A 16,278-nucleotide genomic window follows, 5' to 3' on the forward strand; every position below is an offset into this window, starting at 1 on the left:
GATAATGACATCCCGGGCTGCCTCGCCGGAGGGGACCACCCAAAAAGTTTCCAACCACCGTCCTGCTGCGGGGCCTTGTTCCGGCATCCGGCGCTGCAGGACGGCGGCCTGGACCGTGGAGCGCCATCGATGAGGCGCCATTGTGCACCCGGTGGGATTCGAACCCACGACCCGTGGATTAAAAGTCCGCTGCTCTGCCAGCTGAGCTACAGGTGCATTTCGCCCTGGCGAGGCGGCCCCCGTCGATACCGGGGGGCCGCCGTGCCTGGAGCTACGCGGCAATCCGGCGGTGGGCCTCCCTGGCTTCCACTGGGATCCTGCGCGCTTTGGCCGTCTCCTTGACCGGAATCCGAAGAGTCAGGACGCCGTCGTCGTAGGATGCCTTAATTTTCTCCGTGTCCAGCGCCGCGCCGAGGATCAGTTGGCGGCTGAATACCCCGCGCGGCCGCTCCGCAGCAGGTCAAAAGCCACCATGAATGCCTGGTCCTCCCGCCACGCATCCATGGGCATCGCCGCCGGCCGCGCAGCCGTACCGAGGACCTGTTGGGCCAGCCTGTCCAGCTCGCGGAACGGATCGGTTTGCATCAACATGACTTCCCTCCTCGTCAGAGATGGGCCACCACATTCCCCCAGCCGATCTATATTGGCTGGTATAGATTTTTTACCACCGCTTTAACCACTCATCAAGAGGTGACTGAAGATTTTCCCCGATTCTCAGGGGACCTAGAGGCGCCGCCACACCCAAGGCTCGCGGGGAAGATCCAGCGTCCGGAACGCGGAGAGCGCAGATTCCAAAGTCCCGCCCGGCAGCCCCAGGGACTGCAGGATAAGATCGCGGACTCCCGCAGCGGCGACTCCTTCGCGGGACAGATCGGCCAGCGTCACCGCACCGTCGCGCTTGGCCAGCCGGGCGCCGTCGGCATTCACTACCAGCGGTACGTGCGCATATTCCGGAACGGGCATATGCAGGAGGGACGAAAGATAGGCCTGCCGCGGCGTGGAGGAGAGCAGGTCATCTCCCCGCACCACTTGATCTATGCCCTGGGCGGCATCATCCACCACCACCGCGAGGTTGTACGCGGTCACGCCGTCGTTGCGGCGCAGGACGAAATCATCCACCACACCGGTGAATTCCCCGTGCAGCACGTCCCGCACGGTGTACTCCGCTACCTCCGCCCGCAGCCTGATGGCCGCGGGCCGGTTGGAGCGCCTGAACTCAACCTCGGCCGGATCAAGGTTGCGGCACGTGCCGGGGTAGGCGCCTTGCGGTGCGTGCGGAGCGGAGGGCGCCTCCTGGATTTCGCGGCGCGTGCAGAAGCACTCATACGTGAGGCCCGCTGCGGTCAGCCGCGCAATGGCCTCGCCGTACACCTCGCCGCGGTCCGTCTGGCGCACGACGGCGCCGTCCCACGTCACGCCGATGGCCGCCAGATCGCGGAGCTGCTCAGCTTCCGCACCGGCACGCGCACGGTCCAGGTCCTCAACACGAAGCAGGAAGTCCCGGCCTGTGGATCGGGCGAACAGCCAGGCAAGAATGGCGGTACGGAGGTTGCCAACATGGAGTTCACCGGAGGGGCTGGGGGCAAAGCGTCCGGCTCGATTCATATAGCAACCCTACGCACAGGGATAACCGGGGGTCACGTCACGCCCGATGCGGGGCTCCCATGGGACCGGAAGTGACCCCGCGTAGCGGTAAGAGCCTTTGTCGCAGCCAGGAAAACACAAGAGCCCCTCAGCTACCGATGACGCCGGGAGATCCGGCGCCCGGGAGTTCAGGGGCTCTTGTCGTGTTTGCAGGATGACCGTGGTGTGAACAAGTGTCATCAGCGGCGGCCTCCGTGCGGGAGGCATTGTCCAGATTCCGGGTGGTGTGCCGGGGTTCCTGTAAGCCAGCGGTGCCGGCGGTAGCCTCGCACTGCTTTGTTGCCACTATTTGAGCAGACGCCATGCAGTTGGCACAACAGGCATAATGATGAGTAGTCAGACTGATCAATATATGCCGCTGTCACCAGCAGGGAGTGATCACATTGCAGCAACTGGACATCACCGACAAACGGATCCTCAGCGCCCTCGACGAGGACCCCCGGCTCCCCATCATGGTCTTGGCGCAACGCCTGGGCCTGGCCCGCGGCACCGTGCAATCACGTCTGGAGCGGATGAGCGCCTCGGGCGCGCTCCGCCCGAACAGCAGCCGCGTGCTGCCGTCCGCCCTGGGCCGCGGGGTGGCGGCGGCAGTGAGCGCCGAGCTTGACCAAAGCCATCTCAATGAAGCCATCGCCGCACTCCGCGAGATCCCCGAGGTCCTCGAGTGCCACGCTCCCGCCGGTGACACCGACCTGGTGATCCGCGTGGTGGCAACCAGCCCGGATGATCTGTACAGGGTGTCCGAGGAAATCCGCCTCTGCCCGGGGATCGTCCGCACGTCCACCAGCATGTTCCTGCGCGAGGTTATCCCTTACCGGACCACCGGGCTGCTGAAGAGCTAAGCCCTGCCGTGGATGCGGCGGAAAGGAACCGGGCGGCCAAAAACGGTTCCGCCGTCGTCCACGTGCCGCCCGCGCACGAAGCCCGCGCTGCTGTTTACGCCGGCTCTCTACACCGGCCTCCTACACCGGCGGCCCCGCGTTGGCCTTGAGGTTTTTCATCACCAGCGTGGACGTCAGCCGCTCCACCCCCGGAAGTGAAGTGAGTTCGGCGTCGTAGAAGCGCTGATACGCCGGGAGGTCCTCGGCGATAACCTTCAGCAGGTAGTCCGGTGACCCGAAGAGCCGCTGCGCCTCCACGATGTTCGGGGTGTCGGCTACGCGGTTTTCAAAGATCTCCATGGTGGAGCGGTCCACTTGGCGCAAGGTGACAAAGACGATCGCCTCGAAACCCAGTCCGACGGCGGCCGGATCGATGTCCGCCTTGTAGCCGCGGATCACTCCGGACGCTTCAAGGTCCCGCAGCCTCCGGTGGCACGGCGCCACCGTCAAACCCACCTTCGCGGCCAGCGCCGTGGCAGTCATCCGGCCATCCTCTTTGAGATAGCGCAAAATGTTTCTGTCGATATGGTCAATCACGCAATAATCTTACCGTTTTCTGTCCGAAGACGGCTAAATAGGTAAGCACTTATGGCGGCAAAGTTCGTAGGGTTTGTGCTGTAGATATTGGACAGGAGCCCGTCATGAATCCCCAGTTATTTTTCGCCTTTGTGCTGGTGGCCGCCGCCCTCGCCTGCACTCCCGGCGTGGACTGGGCCTATTCCATCAGCGCGGGCCTGCGGCAGCGCAGCTTTGTTCCGGCCGTTGCGGGACTTTGCGGCGGCTATGTCCTCCACACCCTACTGATGGTGGTGGGACTGGCGGCCCTCCTGTCCGGCCTGCCCGGCCTCCTCGGCTGGCTGACGGTGGCCGGAGCGGCGTACCTCCTGTGGCTGGGCATCAGCACCCTCCGTTCCTGGCGCGGGGCCTCCTTCAGTGCTGCAGACGCGGCAGGGAAGCCCGTGAACCAACTCCGGACCTTCCTCCAGGGCATGGGCACCAGCGGCATCAACCCCAAGGGCCTGCTGTTCTACGTGGCGCTGGTACCGCAGTTCGTCAGCCCGGAAGCCACCCTTCCGCTGCCGGTCCAGTCCGGGTTGCTGGGCCTGACGTTTGTCCTGCTGGCCGGAATCGTTTACACCTGCGTCGCGCTCCTGGCCCGCAAACTCCTGAAGTCCCGCCCCGGCGCCGCCCGCGCAGTCACGCTGGCCAGCGGGGTCATCATGGTTCTCCTCGGCGCGGTACTCCTGGCTGAGCAGGTTGCCCCGCTGATGGCCGGTCTGGCGCAGCAGTCCTGACGCCGGCTTCCTAAACGCCGCGCTCCATAAACCACTCGGTGAACCGGGACGCCCGACCGTCAGGCTCCAGCCGGATCACCCACAGGTTGTCGTAGCTGGGCCGGTCGCCCAAGTAGTGCGTGAAGCCCTGCACGAAGGCCAGGCCGCCGTCGATGCCCAGCAGGGTCCACTCAAAGGTCCATTCCTCGGGCTCATCCCGCGCCTTCAGCCAGCGGTCCACAATCTGCTCGCGGCCCCGCCAGGGGTCCTTGTCCTCCGGCCGGGTAGCGTAGACGGCGTCCTCGGTGAACAGCGCGCGGATATCGTCGGGTTCGTTGGTCTCCCACGCCGCAATGTACTTTTCCATCCAGGTCCGGACTGCGTCGCTCATGCCTCCGTTGTACCCCCGGCGCAGGCAGCCCACAAGGCGTCCGGCGCGCGAGGCTCATTTCCCGTCCAGGTTCTCCCACTCCTGCTCCCACAGCCTGCGCGCGTCCACATCCTTGCGGATCACCTCGAAGGTCTCCAGTTCCGCAGGACGGCCCCGCAGCCAGTCCCGCGGGTTGAGGGACCTCCGGCCGTTGTCCAGCACCAGCAGGGCACGGTCCGTCAGGGCGTCGTTGCGGAGCACAGGGTCCGTCTTGCGGCGGCGGAGCACCTCCTGGAGCACCTCCTGCGCCTTCGCGTGGGCCCCGAGACGCCGCAGTGCGCGGCCGCGGAGCAGCAGCAGCGCGGCCGACAGATCATCGGAATTGAGCAGGCCCTCGGTCCAGATCACCACTTCCTTGTCCCGCCCCAGCGCGCACGCCAGCGCGCACCGGGCCAGGGCTGAGGGCAACGACGGCGGCAACCCGGTGACCGTCTGCAGCGCCGCTTCCAGCTGCCCGGTTTCCCGCAGGGAGTGCGACAAGGCCAGGAAGACGGATTCCTGGCCGAACAGCACCGGGACTTCGACGCGTTCGGCAACCTCCACCCGGGTGACCACCCGCGTCAGGTACGTGGCCGCGTACTGGTTGGCGTCGTCGTCGTTCCTGATGGACAGGCCGCGCTGCAGGAGTTCGGAAGCGCGCAGGTATCCGCCGTGCTGGTAAGTCAGAAGGCCCGCCATGACGGAACAAAGCCCGGCCCAGCCCGGGTAGGTGCGGCCTAGGACGATGAGCCGTTCGGGTTCCTTGCTGTTGAAGATGGCGTGATGGACAGCTTTGGCCGCCCTGCCCGGCATCAGCTTGAGCCTGGGGACATCCCCGTCCACGGCGAGGAGCGCGGTATCGCGCCCGCCCAGAACGCCGTGGATCAGCCCGCCCACGCTGCCGGCCAGTTCCCGGACGGGGGTCCGCAGCTGCACATTGCCGAATGGTGTCAGGTCACGGGTGTCCCGGTAGATCGGCCCTCTGGCATCCCCCACGGTCATTCCTCCATGCTACGTGGATGGCCTCCGCGGACCCTAGGTAACCGCGGCGATCCAGAGTCCGATCACCCAGGTGCTGGCGGCCAGGCAGGCCAGGCCAAACTCCGCGAGCATGCCCAGGCCCGTGGCCTTCAAGGCGGCCCAGCTGGTGGTGGCTGCGGTGTGGATCTCCCGCGTGCGGCTCAGTTCGCTCAGGAGCAGCCCTGCCGCGAAGCCAATGAAGAGCCCCACCACGGGGATGATGAACATCCCGATCACGCCCGCGACCAGGCCCACCACCACGCTCCGGCTGGGGATGCCGTGCTGCTTGAGCTTCCGGCCGGTCAGTACGGCGCTGGCCGACATGCCGGCCACCACAAAGACCATTCCCACCGCAAAGATCACCCAGCCCAGCGATCCCGCACCGCCCCAGATGGCCCACGCCAGCAGGCTCAGGCCGATCAGGAAGCTGCCGGGAAGCACCGGGATGATGGTGCCGGCCACGCCCACCAGAATGGCAACGCCGCAGAGGGTGCTTACAACGGTTTCGGAGTTCATGAGCCCCAGTTTAGGGCGGCGGGACCCGGCAACCGGCACCGCGTTCCCGCCCGCTAGTGCGCCTTAACGCCCGACGGCGGCGCCTCCCTTCGAGAGGAGGCACCGCCGTCGGGCGTCAGGTCAGCGGGTGGCGGCTGAGGCTACTCGGCTTCCACGGCGGCGGCGACGGCGGCAGTTACTGCCGGGGCGACGCGCGGGTCCAGCGGGCTGGGCACGATGTAGTTCACGGACAGGTCCCCTTCGGCCAGTTCCGCGATGGCGCGTGCCGCGGCAAGCTTCATGGCGGGCGTGATCCGGCGGGCGCCGGCGTCCAGCGCGCCGCGGAAGATGCCGGGGAATGCCAGCACGTTGTTGATCTGGTTCGGGAAGTCGCTGCGGCCGGTGGCCACCACGGCGGCGTACTTGGACGCCACCTCGGGGAGGACTTCGGGGTCCGGGTTGGAGAGCGCGAACACGATGGAGTCGGTGTTCATCAGCTTCAGGTGTTCCTCGTCCAGCTTCGAGGAGGAGACGCCGATGAACACGTCGGCGCCGAGCAGCGCGTCGCCCGGTCCGCCGGTGACGCCGCGCGGGTTGCTGCGCTGGGCCATCTCTGACTTCTTGCTCTGCGCGTCGGCGGCGATGTCCGCCCGGTCACGGTTGATGACGCCCTTGGAGTCGAGCAGGACAACATCTTCGATTCCCGCGGTGAGCAGGATTTCGGCGACGGCGATGCCTGCAGCACCGGCGCCGGAGACCACTACGCGGAGGCCCTCGAGTTCGCGGCCGGTGACCTTGGCGGCGTTGGTCAGGGCGGCGAGAACCACTACTGCGGTGCCGTGCTGGTCATCGTGCATGACCGGGCAGTCCAGCGCCTCAATCAGCTTTTCTTCCAGCTCGAAGCAGCGCGGGGCGGAAATGTCCTCGAGGTTCACGGCGCCGAAGCTGGGGCGGAGCCGGACGAGGGTTTCCACAATCTCGTCAACGTCGGTGGTGTTCAGGACCAGGGGAATGGAGTCCAGCTCGCCGAAGGTCTTGAAGAGGGCGGACTTGCCCTCCATGACCGGCAGTGAGGCGCTGGCGCCGATGTTGCCCAGGCCGAGCACCGCGGTGCCGTCGCTGACCACTACCACCAGGCGCTGCGCCCAGGTAAGGGTCTTGGCGAGCTCCGGGTTGTTGTGGATGGCCCGGCTGACATCGGCCACACCGGGGGTGTAGGCGATGGAAAGGTCGCGCTTGTTGGCAAGCGGGACCGTGCTGGTGACCGAGAGCTTGCCGCCCTGGTGGGCGTCGAAGATCTCAGCTTCGGTCAGGGCAGTGGCTGCTGAATTGTCGGTCGTGGCAATTGCGTCAATGGACACTTCATTGTCTCCTGGGGCTAGCCGTGGCGTACGGCGCAGAATGGCTCAAGCGCAGGGAGGCTCAAGATGGTGGGGTTCGGCACTTCGCGGACCCAAGGGTGACGGGTCCGGGGTGAAGTCCTTGCAGCTGCGGGTTGCCAGCCACTCCGGTATTGCAATAGTAAACAGCGCCGATGGACGAAAAAGGCAGCGTCACGCGGCTCGGGCGGCGCCAAAACGATTTATCAGCCGTTTTTGTGATTTACATCACGCCATAAAGGCGTATTTAATCGCTTACCGGTCTAGACCAGTTACGCGGATCGGTGCGCGGCGCGGGTATTCGATGACACCGGCGCGAGCAGGGTGCAGGCCTTCTTCAGGTCCTCTTCGGCTTCAAACAGCGAGAGGCGGCGGTTGCGGACGGACTGGACCAGACCAGTGACTGTCAGCAGGAGCACGCGGGCCGCCACGGCGTCGTCGGAGGCTATGGCCACCGCTTTTTCGCTCAACTCGTCAATCTCCTGCAGGAGCTCCGTGGTGTCCCTGCCCTTGAGGTACACGCTGCGGCCCAGGCACTGTTCGACCGCCGGCTGCATCACCCGCATGTGGAAGATTTCCATCACCACGCCGGTGAGCGCGCGGCCGCCGAAACTGGCTGCCGACGTGCGGGCCCTGGCCTGGAGCTCATCCAGCTGCTGGCGGTACAGGGACAGCATGAGGTGGGTGGGTGAAGGGAAATACCGGTAAAGGGTGCCCAGCGGGACGCCCGATTTTTCCGAGATTTCCGCGAGGTCCACGGACTCCAGGCCCTTGCGGGCAAACCCTCCGGCGGATTCGAGGACGCGTGCGTAGCGCAGCCTCTGGCGGGGAGTAGCGGGCCGGGCGGCCATGGGCGGATGGTCGGGAAGGGTCTCGGGCATCAGCATTCCGGGGTAGTGAATTTGCGGTGCAGCGGCCGGTTGTTCCCCCATCCCGGGCGCCCTGCAGTCGGCGTCAACTATACGGCACGGGCCTGTTAGGGCAGGCCGTTCCGGATGGGGCGGGGCCACGGCAGCTCAGTCCACGCCCTTGATCTTGACCACGAACACGGCGCCCAGCAGCCCAATGACAGCCGCGGCTACGAATAACGTGACGTACCCGCCGAAGTACCTCACCGCGAGGAACGCGAGGCCGGTCGCGAAGACCTGCGGCAACGAGGCGGCCACGTTAATGACCCCCATATCCTTGCCGCGGTCGGCAGCCTGCGGCAGCACCTGCGTCAGCAGCGCAAAGTCAACAGCCTGGTAGGCGCCGAAGCCGATGCCCAGGATGGCGGCCCCCACCAGGGCGCCGGTCCACACGGGGAAGAACGCCATGGTGAGGCCGGCCATGGCGATCATGACGGAGGAGGCGATCACAAAGGGCTTGCGCTTGCCCACCCGGTCGCTCCATGGCCCCGCAATCACCGCAGTAACCATCACCAACACCGCATAAATGCCGGTCAGGATCAGGACTCCCAGCGCCGGGTTCTCCAGCTTGAGGATGTCCCCGAGGAAAAAGATCAGGTACACAATGGTCAGCTGGTTGCAGACGTTGACCAGGAAGCGGGTGAGCCAGGCCCAGGCGAAGTCCGGGTGGCGGGCCGGGCTGATCCAGAAGCCACGGAGGAAGCTGCCCCACGAGAACGGCGGCCGAAGCTCCCTGGGCAGCGGCGGGTCATTCCGGTGGAACAGGTATGGCAGCACGGAGAACAGCAGGGCGGCCGCGCACATGGTGTACCCCACCATGAAGTTTCCTGAAACCACCGCCCCGAAGACTGCACCCAGGAGGATGCCCGCCGTCTGGCCCAGGGCGGCCAGTCCCCCGACACCGCCGCGCTGCGGCACCGGCACCCGGTCCGGGACGGCGGCGGTGATGGCGGCGTAGGCGGCATTGGCGCCCAGTTGGACCAGGCACCAGAACAGCACCATGAGGGCAACGGCCGTGGCCCCGGACATTGCCAGCAAGGCAGCGGCGGCCAGGACGGCACCTGCCAGGACCCAGGGGGAACGCCGGCCGAAACCCGAGACCGTCCGATCGGACAGCGCCCCGAACAGCGGATTGGCCACCAGGGATACGGCGGCGCCACACCCCAGCACGAGGGAGGCGATGGCTTCCTTGTTGGTTTCGTCGATGCCAATGGCCTGCTCGGCGATAAAGACGTTGATCGGGCCGAAGAACGCGGCGTTGATGCCAACGTTGACCAGCACCAGCCCGGTCACCCAGCGTGCGGTGACCCTTTGCGTGGGCTCGGCGAGCGCCGCCGTCGACCTTTCCGTTCCGGAACCTGTCGCCGGGCTGGGATCCGCTGCTGCGGGTGTGTCGGGCAGGCTCATGGCTGGTTCCCCCTGGAACGGTTGGTGATGCTGAAAATCAGACTATCGTGGGCTTCATTACACCGCTTGTCACATGTCAAAACCGGGCACTGTGGCGGCCCGAACATGACGCACCGGACTTATGGAGACCCAATGAACGCACCGGCACCGAGCCCCCGCCCCACAGTCAACACCGCTGATCTGTACGACGAGCGCGGCGATGAACTCGCGTCCGTTTCCCTCCAGTTTCAGTCCCTGGGCGGGCGTTCCCACTTCAGCGGCCCCGTCCGGACCATCCGCTGCTTCCAGGACAACGGCCTGGTGAAGTCCACACTGGCCACCCCGGGCAACGGCGCGGTCCTGGTGGTGGACGGCGGCGGCTCCCTGGGCACGGCCCTGATGGGGGACATGATCGCCGAAAGCGCCGTCACCAACGGGTGGGCCGGCGTCGTGATTAATGGCGCCATCCGCGACCGTGCGGCCATCGCAGGGCTGGACCTGGGCGTGAAGGCGCTGGGCAGCAACCCGCGCAAGAGCGCCAAGGCCAGCGCCGGCGAAGTTGACGTGGATGTAGTGCTCGACGGCGTCACGTTCCGTCCCGGTGTGATGGTCTGGTGCGATCCGGACGGCATCCTCGTGGAGCGTTAGGTTCCCGCATCGGGAGGCGAGGTCCCGGCGCTATGGGGCCGGCTTAGCGCCGGGATGTCGCCCCTCGATGGGGACGCCAGGAAAAAATGGGATCCCGGGAACAACCAGGGAAGTAACATAGTTACTGAAAGCAACTATCAAGCTTAATTCAGCCATTTCCTTTCCTGGAGAAGCCATGTCCAAAACATCCGCCGTGCGTGCCGCCGGCGAAACCCTGACTCCGCGTCAGGTCGTCACCGTGATGGTGGGTCTGATGCTGGGCATGTTCCTGGCATCCCTTGACCAGACCATCGTGTCCACCTCGATCTACACCATCGCTAACGACCTCGACGGGCTGTCCCTTCAGGCCTGGGCCACCACGGCGTACCTCATCACGTCCACCGTCAGCACACCGCTCTATGGCAAGCTGAGCGACATCTTCGGCCGCCGCCCGCTGTACCTGACCGCCATCGTGATCTTCCTGGCCGGTTCGCTGTATGCCGGCTCGGTGCACTCGATGACGGAACTGGCCATCGCCCGCGGCGTGCAGGGCCTGGGCGCCGGCGGCCTGCTGGCCCTCGCGCTGACCATCATCGGCGACATTGTGTCCCTGAAGGACCGGGCCAAATACCAGGGCTACTTCATGTCCGTGTTCGGCATCTCCTCGGTCCTGGGCCCGGTGGTGGGCGGCGCGTTCGCCGGCTCCGCGAACATCCTGGGCTTTGACGGCTGGCGCTGGGTGTTCTTCATCAACCTCCCCATTGGCATCGCGGCGCTGACGGTGGTGTTCCTGTTCCTGCACCTGCCGGCCAAACACGTGAAGCAGAAGATCGACTACTGGGGCGCGGCGGCCATCACCCTGGCCATCGTGCCGCTGCTGCTGGTGGCCGAGCAGGGGCGCAGCTGGGGCTGGGCCTCGCTGAACGCGTTCCTCTGCTACGGGCTGGGAGTTGCGGGCATCGCCCTGTTCCTGCTCGCCGAAAAGCGCGCCGGCGACTACGCCCTGATCCCGCTCCGGCTCTTCCGCAACACCACGTTCGGGCTGTCCTCGCTGCTGAACTTCATCATCGGCATCGGCATGTTCGGGGCGATCGCCATGCTTCCGATGTACCTGCAGCTGGTCAAGGGGCTGACCCCCACCGAGGCCGGCCTGATGATGATCACCTTCACGGTGGGCATCCTGTTCGGCTCCATCACGGCCGGCCGGACCATCTCGGCGTCGGGCACCTACCGGATCTTTCCCATTCTGGGCACGGGCATCCTGACCGTTGCCGCGGTGACCATGGGCCTGTCCCTCGGGGTGGACACCGGCCTCTGGGTTCCGGGCGTGATCGCGGTGTTCTTCGGCATGGGTCTGGGTTTCTGCATGCAGCCCCTGACCCTCGCCATGCAGGTTTCCGTGCCCCCGAAGGACATGGGCGTGGGCACCTCGTCCGCGGCATTCTTCCGTTCCATGGGCGGCGCGGTGGGTACGGCCGTGTTCATCTCCATGCTGTTCAGCGTTGCGGCCAGCCGGATCGCGGACAGCATGAAGTCGGCCATGTCCAGCGCCGACTACCAGGCTGTCCTGAAAGATCCGGCGGTTGCCACGGACCCCGCCAACGCCAAGCTGTACGAGTTCTTCCAGAACGGCGGGTCGAACGATTCGCTGAACGACACCAGCTGGCTGCACTCCGCCAACAGCGTGCTCACCCGCCCCATCACCGAGGGGTTCTCCTACGCGATCGACGCCGTTATGCTCACTGCCGCGGTCCTGACCGGCATCGCCTTCCTCATCAGCTTCGCGCTGCCGAACAAGAAACTCACGGACCCGAAGGCAGCGCCGCGGGCAGACGCAGCTGCGGTGGCAGCGCACTGACTCCGGTGCGCTGAATCTGGGATTCCAGAACGGAGGACGACGACGGCGGGCCGCCCGCCGTCGTCGTCTCTGCTTTGGCCCTGCACGGGTTTCTAAGTGGAACGTTGGGCGGTGGCGTGCCACACTGTGTAGCGCGCGTGCGCCGGCCAGCTGGGCCGGCACTCCGGCCGACGATGTCCGCACCGCCACCACCCACCCCCAATGCAGGGAGCAGCATGCCCACGGTCCAGGAGCAGACATCCGCCAAAATACCGCAGCGGGTGATTTGGCTGGCACTAGCGGGGGCGGTGGGCGGCTTCCTGTTCGGTTTCGATTCCTCCGTGGTGAACGGCGCCGTGGATGCGATCAAGGATGAGTTCGCGCTCTCCGAGGCCGTGACGGGGTTCGCGGTGGCCATTGCCCTGCTGGGCTGCGCTGCCGGCGCCTTCCTCGCCGGAAAGGTCGCGGACCGCTACGGCCGCATCCCCGCGATGAAGCTTGGTGCTTTGCTGTTCCTGGTCAGCGCGATCGGGACCGGCTTCGCGTTCGGCGTTTGGGACCTGATCTTCTGGCGGCTGGTTGGCGGCCTGGGCATCGGCCTGGCCTCCGTGATCGCGCCTGCCTACATTTCCGAGATCTCGCCGCGGCAGGTCCGCGGCAGGCTGGCCTCGCTGCAGCAGCTGGCCATCACCACGGGTATCTTCGCCGCGCTGCTCTCTGACGCGCTGTTTGCCACCACTGCCGGCGGCGCGGACCAGGCGTTCTGGCTGGGCATGGAAGCCTGGCGCTGGATGTTCCTTGCCGCCGCCGTTCCCGCAGTGGTCTACGGCGTGATCGCCTACACGCTGCCTGAATCCCCGCGGTTCCTGGTGTTCCAGGGCAAGGAGGACGAGGCCCGGAAAGTCTTCAACTCGATCGTCGCGCCGGAGGAAGCGGACCGGCATATCCGCGAGATCCGGGACGCCATCGACGAGGACAAGGTGGCCGGCCAGAAGGGCTCGCTGCGTGGCAAAACGTTCGGCTTGCAGGCCGTGGTCTGGGTGGGCATCATCCTCTCCGTCCTGCAGCAGTTCGTGGGCATCAACGTGATCTTCTACTACTCCACCACCCTGTGGAAGGCCGTGGGCTTCCAGGAAAAGGACTCGCTCACCATCTCCGTGGCCACATCCGTCACCAACATCCTGGTGACCCTCGTAGCCATCGCCCTTGTGGACCGGATCGGCCGCCGCCCCATTCTGCTTGCCGGCTCCATCGGCATGGCGGTCTCACTGGGCACCATGGCGCTGGCCTTCTCCTCGGCCGTAGGTTCCGGCTCGGAGATCTCACTGCCCGGGGCCTGGGGTCCGGTTGCCCTCGTGGCCGCCAACGTCTTTGTGGTCAGCTTCGGCGCCTCCTGGGGGCCCTTGGTGTGGGTCCTGCTGGGCGAGATTTTCCCGTCCCGGATCCGCGCCCGCGCCCTTGGCCTGGCCGCCGCCGCGCAGTGGGTGGCCAACTTTGCCATCACCCTCAGCTTCCCCGTGATGGCCGCCGCATCGCTGCCTCTGACCTACGCCATGTACGCGCTGTTCGCCGCGGCGTCGTTCTTCTTTGTGATGTTCAAAGTGCCGGAAACCAACGGGATGTCGCTGGAGCAGGCCGAGACGCTGTTTGTGCCGAAGGGTTCCAGGAAGGCCTGACGGGCGGCTGCGGTGCCCCCGCCTTCCCCCCTCCCCCCGGCCCCCTCCGACGCTCTCTCACTTAATGCGCGTTTTTTGGCGACGCTCTCTCACTTGACGCGGGGATGCGTGGCCGCCTGAGGTGGCCACGCGCCGTCGTAAGATCGATTTCAGGCGCCGTTCCCGGCAGTGAAGTAGTTGTGCACCTCGTGGAAAGTCATCTTCGGCGGCCCGGCGAAACCGGCCTCCGCAGTGAGGGGGCCCATCTTGTCCCGGGCAAAGGCATCGAACTTCTCACGGGACTCCCAGACGTCGGTGACCTGCAGGCCCTTCTCTGTCATGGTCGCCCAATGGGAGAGGGATCCGGCGGGGCCGGGTCCGCCCGGCGTGAGCCCCATCAACCTGTTGACCTGGTCATATTGCTCAAGACCCGTACCCTCGAACTCCATGACTATTGCGACCGCCATAACGACTCCTTTGTCGGACAGGCCTACCACCAAGGCAGCCTGCGAACGGATAGATAGAGGCTTGTTTACGCCGCGCACCCGGAAGCGTCAAGAGGCGGCGAGAGCCGCGGGCGGCATTCCCGCCCCGGTCAGAGCGTGAGCTTCATGCCCTCGTGGCTCGCGTCAAAGCCCAGGCGCTCGTAAAACCGGTGTGCGGCCGTCCGGGACTTGTGCGTGGTCAGCTGTATCAGTGTGCACCCACGACGCCGGGACTCCCCGATTGCCCACCGCACCATCAGGTTCCCGAAGCCCCGGCCGCGGAGACTTCCGGCCACGCGGACCGCTTCGATCTGGGCGCGCCAAGCGCCGTGCCGTGAGATGCCGGGCAGGAAACTCAGCTGGAACGTGGCCACCACGGTGCCTTCACCGCTGCCGGATCCGGCTGTTCCCGGCGGCACCAACTCGCCAACAACCAGCAGGTGGGACGGGTCGGCGTCGATCGCTGCAAACGCGCGCTCGTAAGGCGCCATGTCCTCGCCCGCTTCACGGGCGGCGCCCATGGCGTCATCTGCCAGCAGCGCAACAATGGCAGGCAGGTCCGCGGGCGAGGCGTGGCGGAGGCGGAAGGTCCCGCCGTCGACTTCGGCAGTCAGTAAAACGGTGGGCGCATCTGGGTTCCGGGTCACGCCACCAGCATTCCATAGCCGCCGGTGTACGGTGGTACAGCTGATTTTGTAACCGCCGTCACCCTTACCGGCGGACCATCCGAAGGATTTTGCACATGTCTGACCAGACAACCACGGGGCAGAGAACTGCCTCCAGCCGGGACAGCGAGCCCCACCTTTCACGCTCGCTGAGCAACCGGCACATCCAGCTCCTGGCCATTGGCGGCGCGATAGGCACCGGCCTGTTCATGGGCTCCGGCAAGACCATTTCCGTGGCCGGCCCGTCCGTGATTTTTGTGTACATGATCATCGGCTTCATGCTGTTCTTCGTCATGCGCGCCATGGGCCAACTGCTGCTGTCCAACCTGAACTACAAGTCCTTCAGCGACTTCGCCGGCGATCTGCTGGGCCCCTGGGCCGGGTTCTTCACCGGCTGGACCTACTGGTTCTGCTGGGTGGTGACGGGCGTTGCTGACGTGATTGCGATCGCCGGCTACGCCAACGAACTGTGGCCCGGCATCCAGCTGTGGGTCCCCGGCATCGCCACCATCGTGATCCTGCTGCTGCTCAACCTGCCCACCGTCAAAGCGTTCGGTGAAACCGAGTTCTGGTTCGCGCTCATCAAGATTGTTGCCATCGTTGCGCTGATCGTGGTGGGCCTGGTGATGATCTTCACCGGCTTCACCTCCAACGCCGGCACGGCAAGCTTCACCAACCTGTGGAGCCATGGCGGTTTCTTCCCCAAGGAGTTCATGGGCTTCGTGGCCGGCTTCCAGATCGCCGTTTTCGCATTTGTGGGCATTGAGCTCGTGGGAACCGCCGCCGCCGAAACCAAGAACCCGGAGCACAACCTGCCCCGCGCCATCAATGCCATTCCCCTGCGCGTGATGCTGTTCTACGTAGGCGCCCTCATCATCCTGATGTCCGTTACGCCGTGGACCGAGTTCCAGGCCGGCCACAGCCCGTTCATCGGCATGTTCTCCCTCGCCGGCCTGGGCATGGCCGCGATGGTGGTCAACCTGGTGGTGCTGACGTCCGCGATGTCCTCCGCCAACTCCGGCATCTACTCCACCTCCCGCATGGTGTTCGGGCTCGCCCAGGACGGTGACGCCCCCAAGCTTTTCGGCCGCCTCTCGAGCCGCAAGGTTCCGCAGAACGCCCTGTTCCTGTCCTGCGTGCTGCTGCTCGCCGGCGTCGCCCTGCTCTACGCGGGCAAGGACGTTGGCGTGGCGTTCGACATGGTCACCACCGTCTCCGCCGTCTGCTTTATGTTCGTGTGGTCCATCATCCTCGCCAGCTACCTCGCCTTCCGGAAGCGCCGGCCGGAGCTGGCCAGTGCATCCACCTTCAAGATGCCCGGCGGGATTCCCATGGTGTGGGTGGTCTTCGCGTTCTTCGCGTTCCTGCTTTGGGCGCTGACCACGCAGCCGGACACACTGACGGCGCTGCTGGTGACTCCGGTGTGGTTCGCGGTGCTGGGCGGGGCCTATGCCCTGGTCCGGAGGACACCGCTGCACCAGGCCCGCGTGGCCGAGTGGAAGGCAATGGCCGAGGCTGAAACCTCCGCCGCCGCCGCTGCCAACCAGCCGGCCTGACCCCACCGGCCCTACCCTCCCACCCACCCCCACCCCGGACGCTCTCTCACTTGATGC

Annotated in this window: 16 protein-coding genes, 1 tRNA gene and 1 pseudogene; 6 read left to right on the forward strand and 12 right to left on the reverse strand. The window is 65.9% G+C overall.

All coding sequences use genetic code 11. From position 1 onward, the window contains the following. Positions 1–143 precede the first annotated feature (143 nt). From SBP01_RS18790 to gluQRS, 3 genes and pseudogenes are all read right to left on the reverse strand, one after another. Positions 144–216, reverse strand: a tRNA-Lys gene (locus SBP01_RS18790). A gap of 55 nt (positions 217–271) precedes the next feature. Beyond that, positions 272–591 (reverse strand): annotated as a pseudogene (locus tag SBP01_RS18795) (Hsp20/alpha crystallin family protein). 132 nt (positions 592–723) lie between these two features. After that, on the reverse strand, positions 724–1,605 hold the full coding sequence (gene gluQRS, locus SBP01_RS18800; RefSeq protein ID WP_320536894.1) for a tRNA glutamyl-Q(34) synthetase GluQRS: 882 nt from the start codon (positions 1,603–1,605) through the stop codon (positions 724–726). Positions 1,606–2,027: 422 nt separating this feature from the next. Between gluQRS and SBP01_RS18805 the strand changes: the two genes are divergently transcribed. Beyond that, a complete protein-coding gene (locus SBP01_RS18805; protein WP_275216334.1) occupies positions 2,028–2,486 on the forward strand; it encodes an Lrp/AsnC family transcriptional regulator in 459 nt (152 codons plus the stop codon). Between the two features lie 120 nt (positions 2,487–2,606). Here SBP01_RS18805 and SBP01_RS18810 read toward each other — a convergent pair whose 3' ends face one another. Beyond that, positions 2,607–3,062, reverse strand: coding sequence for an Lrp/AsnC family transcriptional regulator (locus SBP01_RS18810; protein WP_275216327.1), 456 nt, complete (start codon positions 3,060–3,062; stop codon positions 2,607–2,609). A 104-nt stretch (positions 3,063–3,166) separates the two neighbouring features. Here SBP01_RS18810 and SBP01_RS18815 point away from each other — a divergent pair, with 104 nt between their 5' ends. Next, positions 3,167–3,820 carry a LysE family translocator gene (locus SBP01_RS18815; RefSeq protein ID WP_320536895.1) on the forward strand — a complete coding sequence of 218 codons (654 nt, stop codon included), beginning with the start codon at positions 3,167–3,169 and terminating at the stop codon, positions 3,818–3,820. A gap of 10 nt (positions 3,821–3,830) precedes the next feature. On the opposite strand, the gene SBP01_RS18820 is transcribed toward SBP01_RS18815, so the two are convergent. The 6 genes from SBP01_RS18820 to SBP01_RS18845 all read right to left on the reverse strand — a co-directional run bounded on the left by SBP01_RS18820 (position 3,831) and on the right by SBP01_RS18845 (position 9,417). Then, on the reverse strand, positions 3,831–4,190 hold the full coding sequence (locus tag SBP01_RS18820; RefSeq protein WP_275216325.1) for a nuclear transport factor 2 family protein: 360 nt from the start codon (positions 4,188–4,190) through the stop codon (positions 3,831–3,833). Positions 4,191–4,244: 54 nt separating this feature from the next. After that, the gene (locus tag SBP01_RS18825; protein ID WP_275216324.1) at positions 4,245–5,210 is read right to left on the reverse strand and encodes a hypothetical protein; all 966 of its coding nucleotides are present in this window, start codon (positions 5,208–5,210) and stop codon (positions 4,245–4,247) included. Positions 5,211–5,243: 33 nt separating this feature from the next. Beyond that, a complete protein-coding gene (locus SBP01_RS18830; RefSeq protein ID WP_320536896.1) occupies positions 5,244–5,744 on the reverse strand; it encodes a DUF456 domain-containing protein in 501 nt (166 codons plus the stop codon). A 140-nt stretch (positions 5,745–5,884) separates the two neighbouring features. After that, a complete protein-coding gene (locus SBP01_RS18835; protein WP_275216322.1) occupies positions 5,885–7,084 on the reverse strand; it encodes an NADP-dependent malic enzyme in 1,200 nt (399 codons plus the stop codon). 290 nt (positions 7,085–7,374) lie between these two features. After that, on the reverse strand, positions 7,375–7,983 hold the full coding sequence (locus tag SBP01_RS18840; RefSeq protein WP_275216321.1) for a TetR/AcrR family transcriptional regulator: 609 nt from the start codon (positions 7,981–7,983) through the stop codon (positions 7,375–7,377). A gap of 135 nt (positions 7,984–8,118) precedes the next feature. Continuing rightward, positions 8,119–9,417, reverse strand: a complete 1,299-nt coding sequence (locus tag SBP01_RS18845) for an MFS transporter (RefSeq protein ID WP_320536897.1) — start codon at positions 9,415–9,417, stop codon at positions 8,119–8,121. A gap of 132 nt (positions 9,418–9,549) precedes the next feature. Between SBP01_RS18845 and rraA the strand changes: the two genes are divergently transcribed. The 3 genes from rraA to SBP01_RS18860 all read left to right on the forward strand — a co-directional run bounded on the left by rraA (position 9,550) and on the right by SBP01_RS18860 (position 13,536). Next, positions 9,550–10,044 (forward strand): ribonuclease E activity regulator RraA, encoded by a 495-nt coding sequence (gene rraA, locus SBP01_RS18850; protein WP_275216319.1) that lies wholly within the window; start codon positions 9,550–9,552, stop codon positions 10,042–10,044. Positions 10,045–10,219: 175 nt separating this feature from the next. After that, a complete protein-coding gene (locus tag SBP01_RS18855; protein ID WP_275216317.1) occupies positions 10,220–11,881 on the forward strand; it encodes an MDR family MFS transporter in 1,662 nt (553 codons plus the stop codon). Between the two features lie 215 nt (positions 11,882–12,096). Further along, entirely contained in the window at positions 12,097–13,536 is a 1,440-nt protein-coding gene (locus tag SBP01_RS18860; RefSeq protein WP_320536898.1) for a sugar porter family MFS transporter, read from the forward strand. A gap of 149 nt (positions 13,537–13,685) precedes the next feature. On the opposite strand, the gene SBP01_RS18865 is transcribed toward SBP01_RS18860, so the two are convergent. Together SBP01_RS18865 and SBP01_RS18870 are read right to left on the reverse strand one after the other, a co-directional pair. Beyond that, complete coding sequence (locus tag SBP01_RS18865; RefSeq protein ID WP_320536899.1) at positions 13,686–13,982, reverse strand: hypothetical protein; 297 nt, start codon at positions 13,980–13,982, stop codon at positions 13,686–13,688. Positions 13,983–14,110: 128 nt separating this feature from the next. Next, positions 14,111–14,647, reverse strand: coding sequence for a GNAT family N-acetyltransferase (locus SBP01_RS18870; RefSeq protein WP_320536900.1), 537 nt, complete (start codon positions 14,645–14,647; stop codon positions 14,111–14,113). Between the two features lie 95 nt (positions 14,648–14,742). Here SBP01_RS18870 and SBP01_RS18875 point away from each other — a divergent pair, with 95 nt between their 5' ends. Beyond that, the gene (locus SBP01_RS18875; protein WP_320536902.1) at positions 14,743–16,221 is read left to right on the forward strand and encodes an amino acid permease; all 1,479 of its coding nucleotides are present in this window, start codon (positions 14,743–14,745) and stop codon (positions 16,219–16,221) included. Positions 16,222–16,278: the final 57 nt, after the last annotated feature.

Source organism: Pseudarthrobacter sp. IC2-21 (assembly GCF_034048115.1).
GTDB classification, from domain to species: Bacteria; Actinomycetota; Actinomycetes; order Actinomycetales; family Micrococcaceae; genus Arthrobacter; species Arthrobacter naphthalenicus.

Excerpts from the sequence above, each read along its gene's own strand:
- SBP01_RS18830 (WP_320536896.1), bottom strand. The coding sequence starts at position 5,744 with ATGAACTCCGAAACCGTTGTAAGCACCCTCTGCGGCGTTGCCATTCTG.
- SBP01_RS18860 (WP_320536898.1), top strand. The coding sequence starts at position 12,097 with ATGCCCACGGTCCAGGAGCAGACATCCGCCAAAATACCGCAGCGGGTG.
- SBP01_RS18875 (WP_320536902.1), top strand. The coding sequence starts at position 14,743 with ATGTCTGACCAGACAACCACGGGGCAGAGAACTGCCTCCAGCCGGGAC.
- SBP01_RS18855 (WP_275216317.1), top strand. The coding sequence starts at position 10,220 with ATGTCCAAAACATCCGCCGTGCGTGCCGCCGGCGAAACCCTGACTCCG.
- SBP01_RS18840 (WP_275216321.1), bottom strand. The coding sequence starts at position 7,983 with ATGCCCGAGACCCTTCCCGACCATCCGCCCATGGCCGCCCGGCCCGCT.
- SBP01_RS18820 (WP_275216325.1), bottom strand. The coding sequence starts at position 4,190 with ATGAGCGACGCAGTCCGGACCTGGATGGAAAAGTACATTGCGGCGTGG.
- rraA (WP_275216319.1), top strand. The coding sequence starts at position 9,550 with ATGAACGCACCGGCACCGAGCCCCCGCCCCACAGTCAACACCGCTGAT.
- SBP01_RS18845 (WP_320536897.1), bottom strand. The coding sequence starts at position 9,417 with ATGAGCCTGCCCGACACACCCGCAGCAGCGGATCCCAGCCCGGCGACA.
- SBP01_RS18865 (WP_320536899.1), bottom strand. The coding sequence starts at position 13,982 with ATGGCGGTCGCAATAGTCATGGAGTTCGAGGGTACGGGTCTTGAGCAA.
- gluQRS (WP_320536894.1), bottom strand. The coding sequence starts at position 1,605 with ATGAATCGAGCCGGACGCTTTGCCCCCAGCCCCTCCGGTGAACTCCAT.
- SBP01_RS18815 (WP_320536895.1), top strand. The coding sequence starts at position 3,167 with ATGAATCCCCAGTTATTTTTCGCCTTTGTGCTGGTGGCCGCCGCCCTC.
- SBP01_RS18825 (WP_275216324.1), bottom strand. The coding sequence starts at position 5,210 with ATGACCGTGGGGGATGCCAGAGGGCCGATCTACCGGGACACCCGTGAC.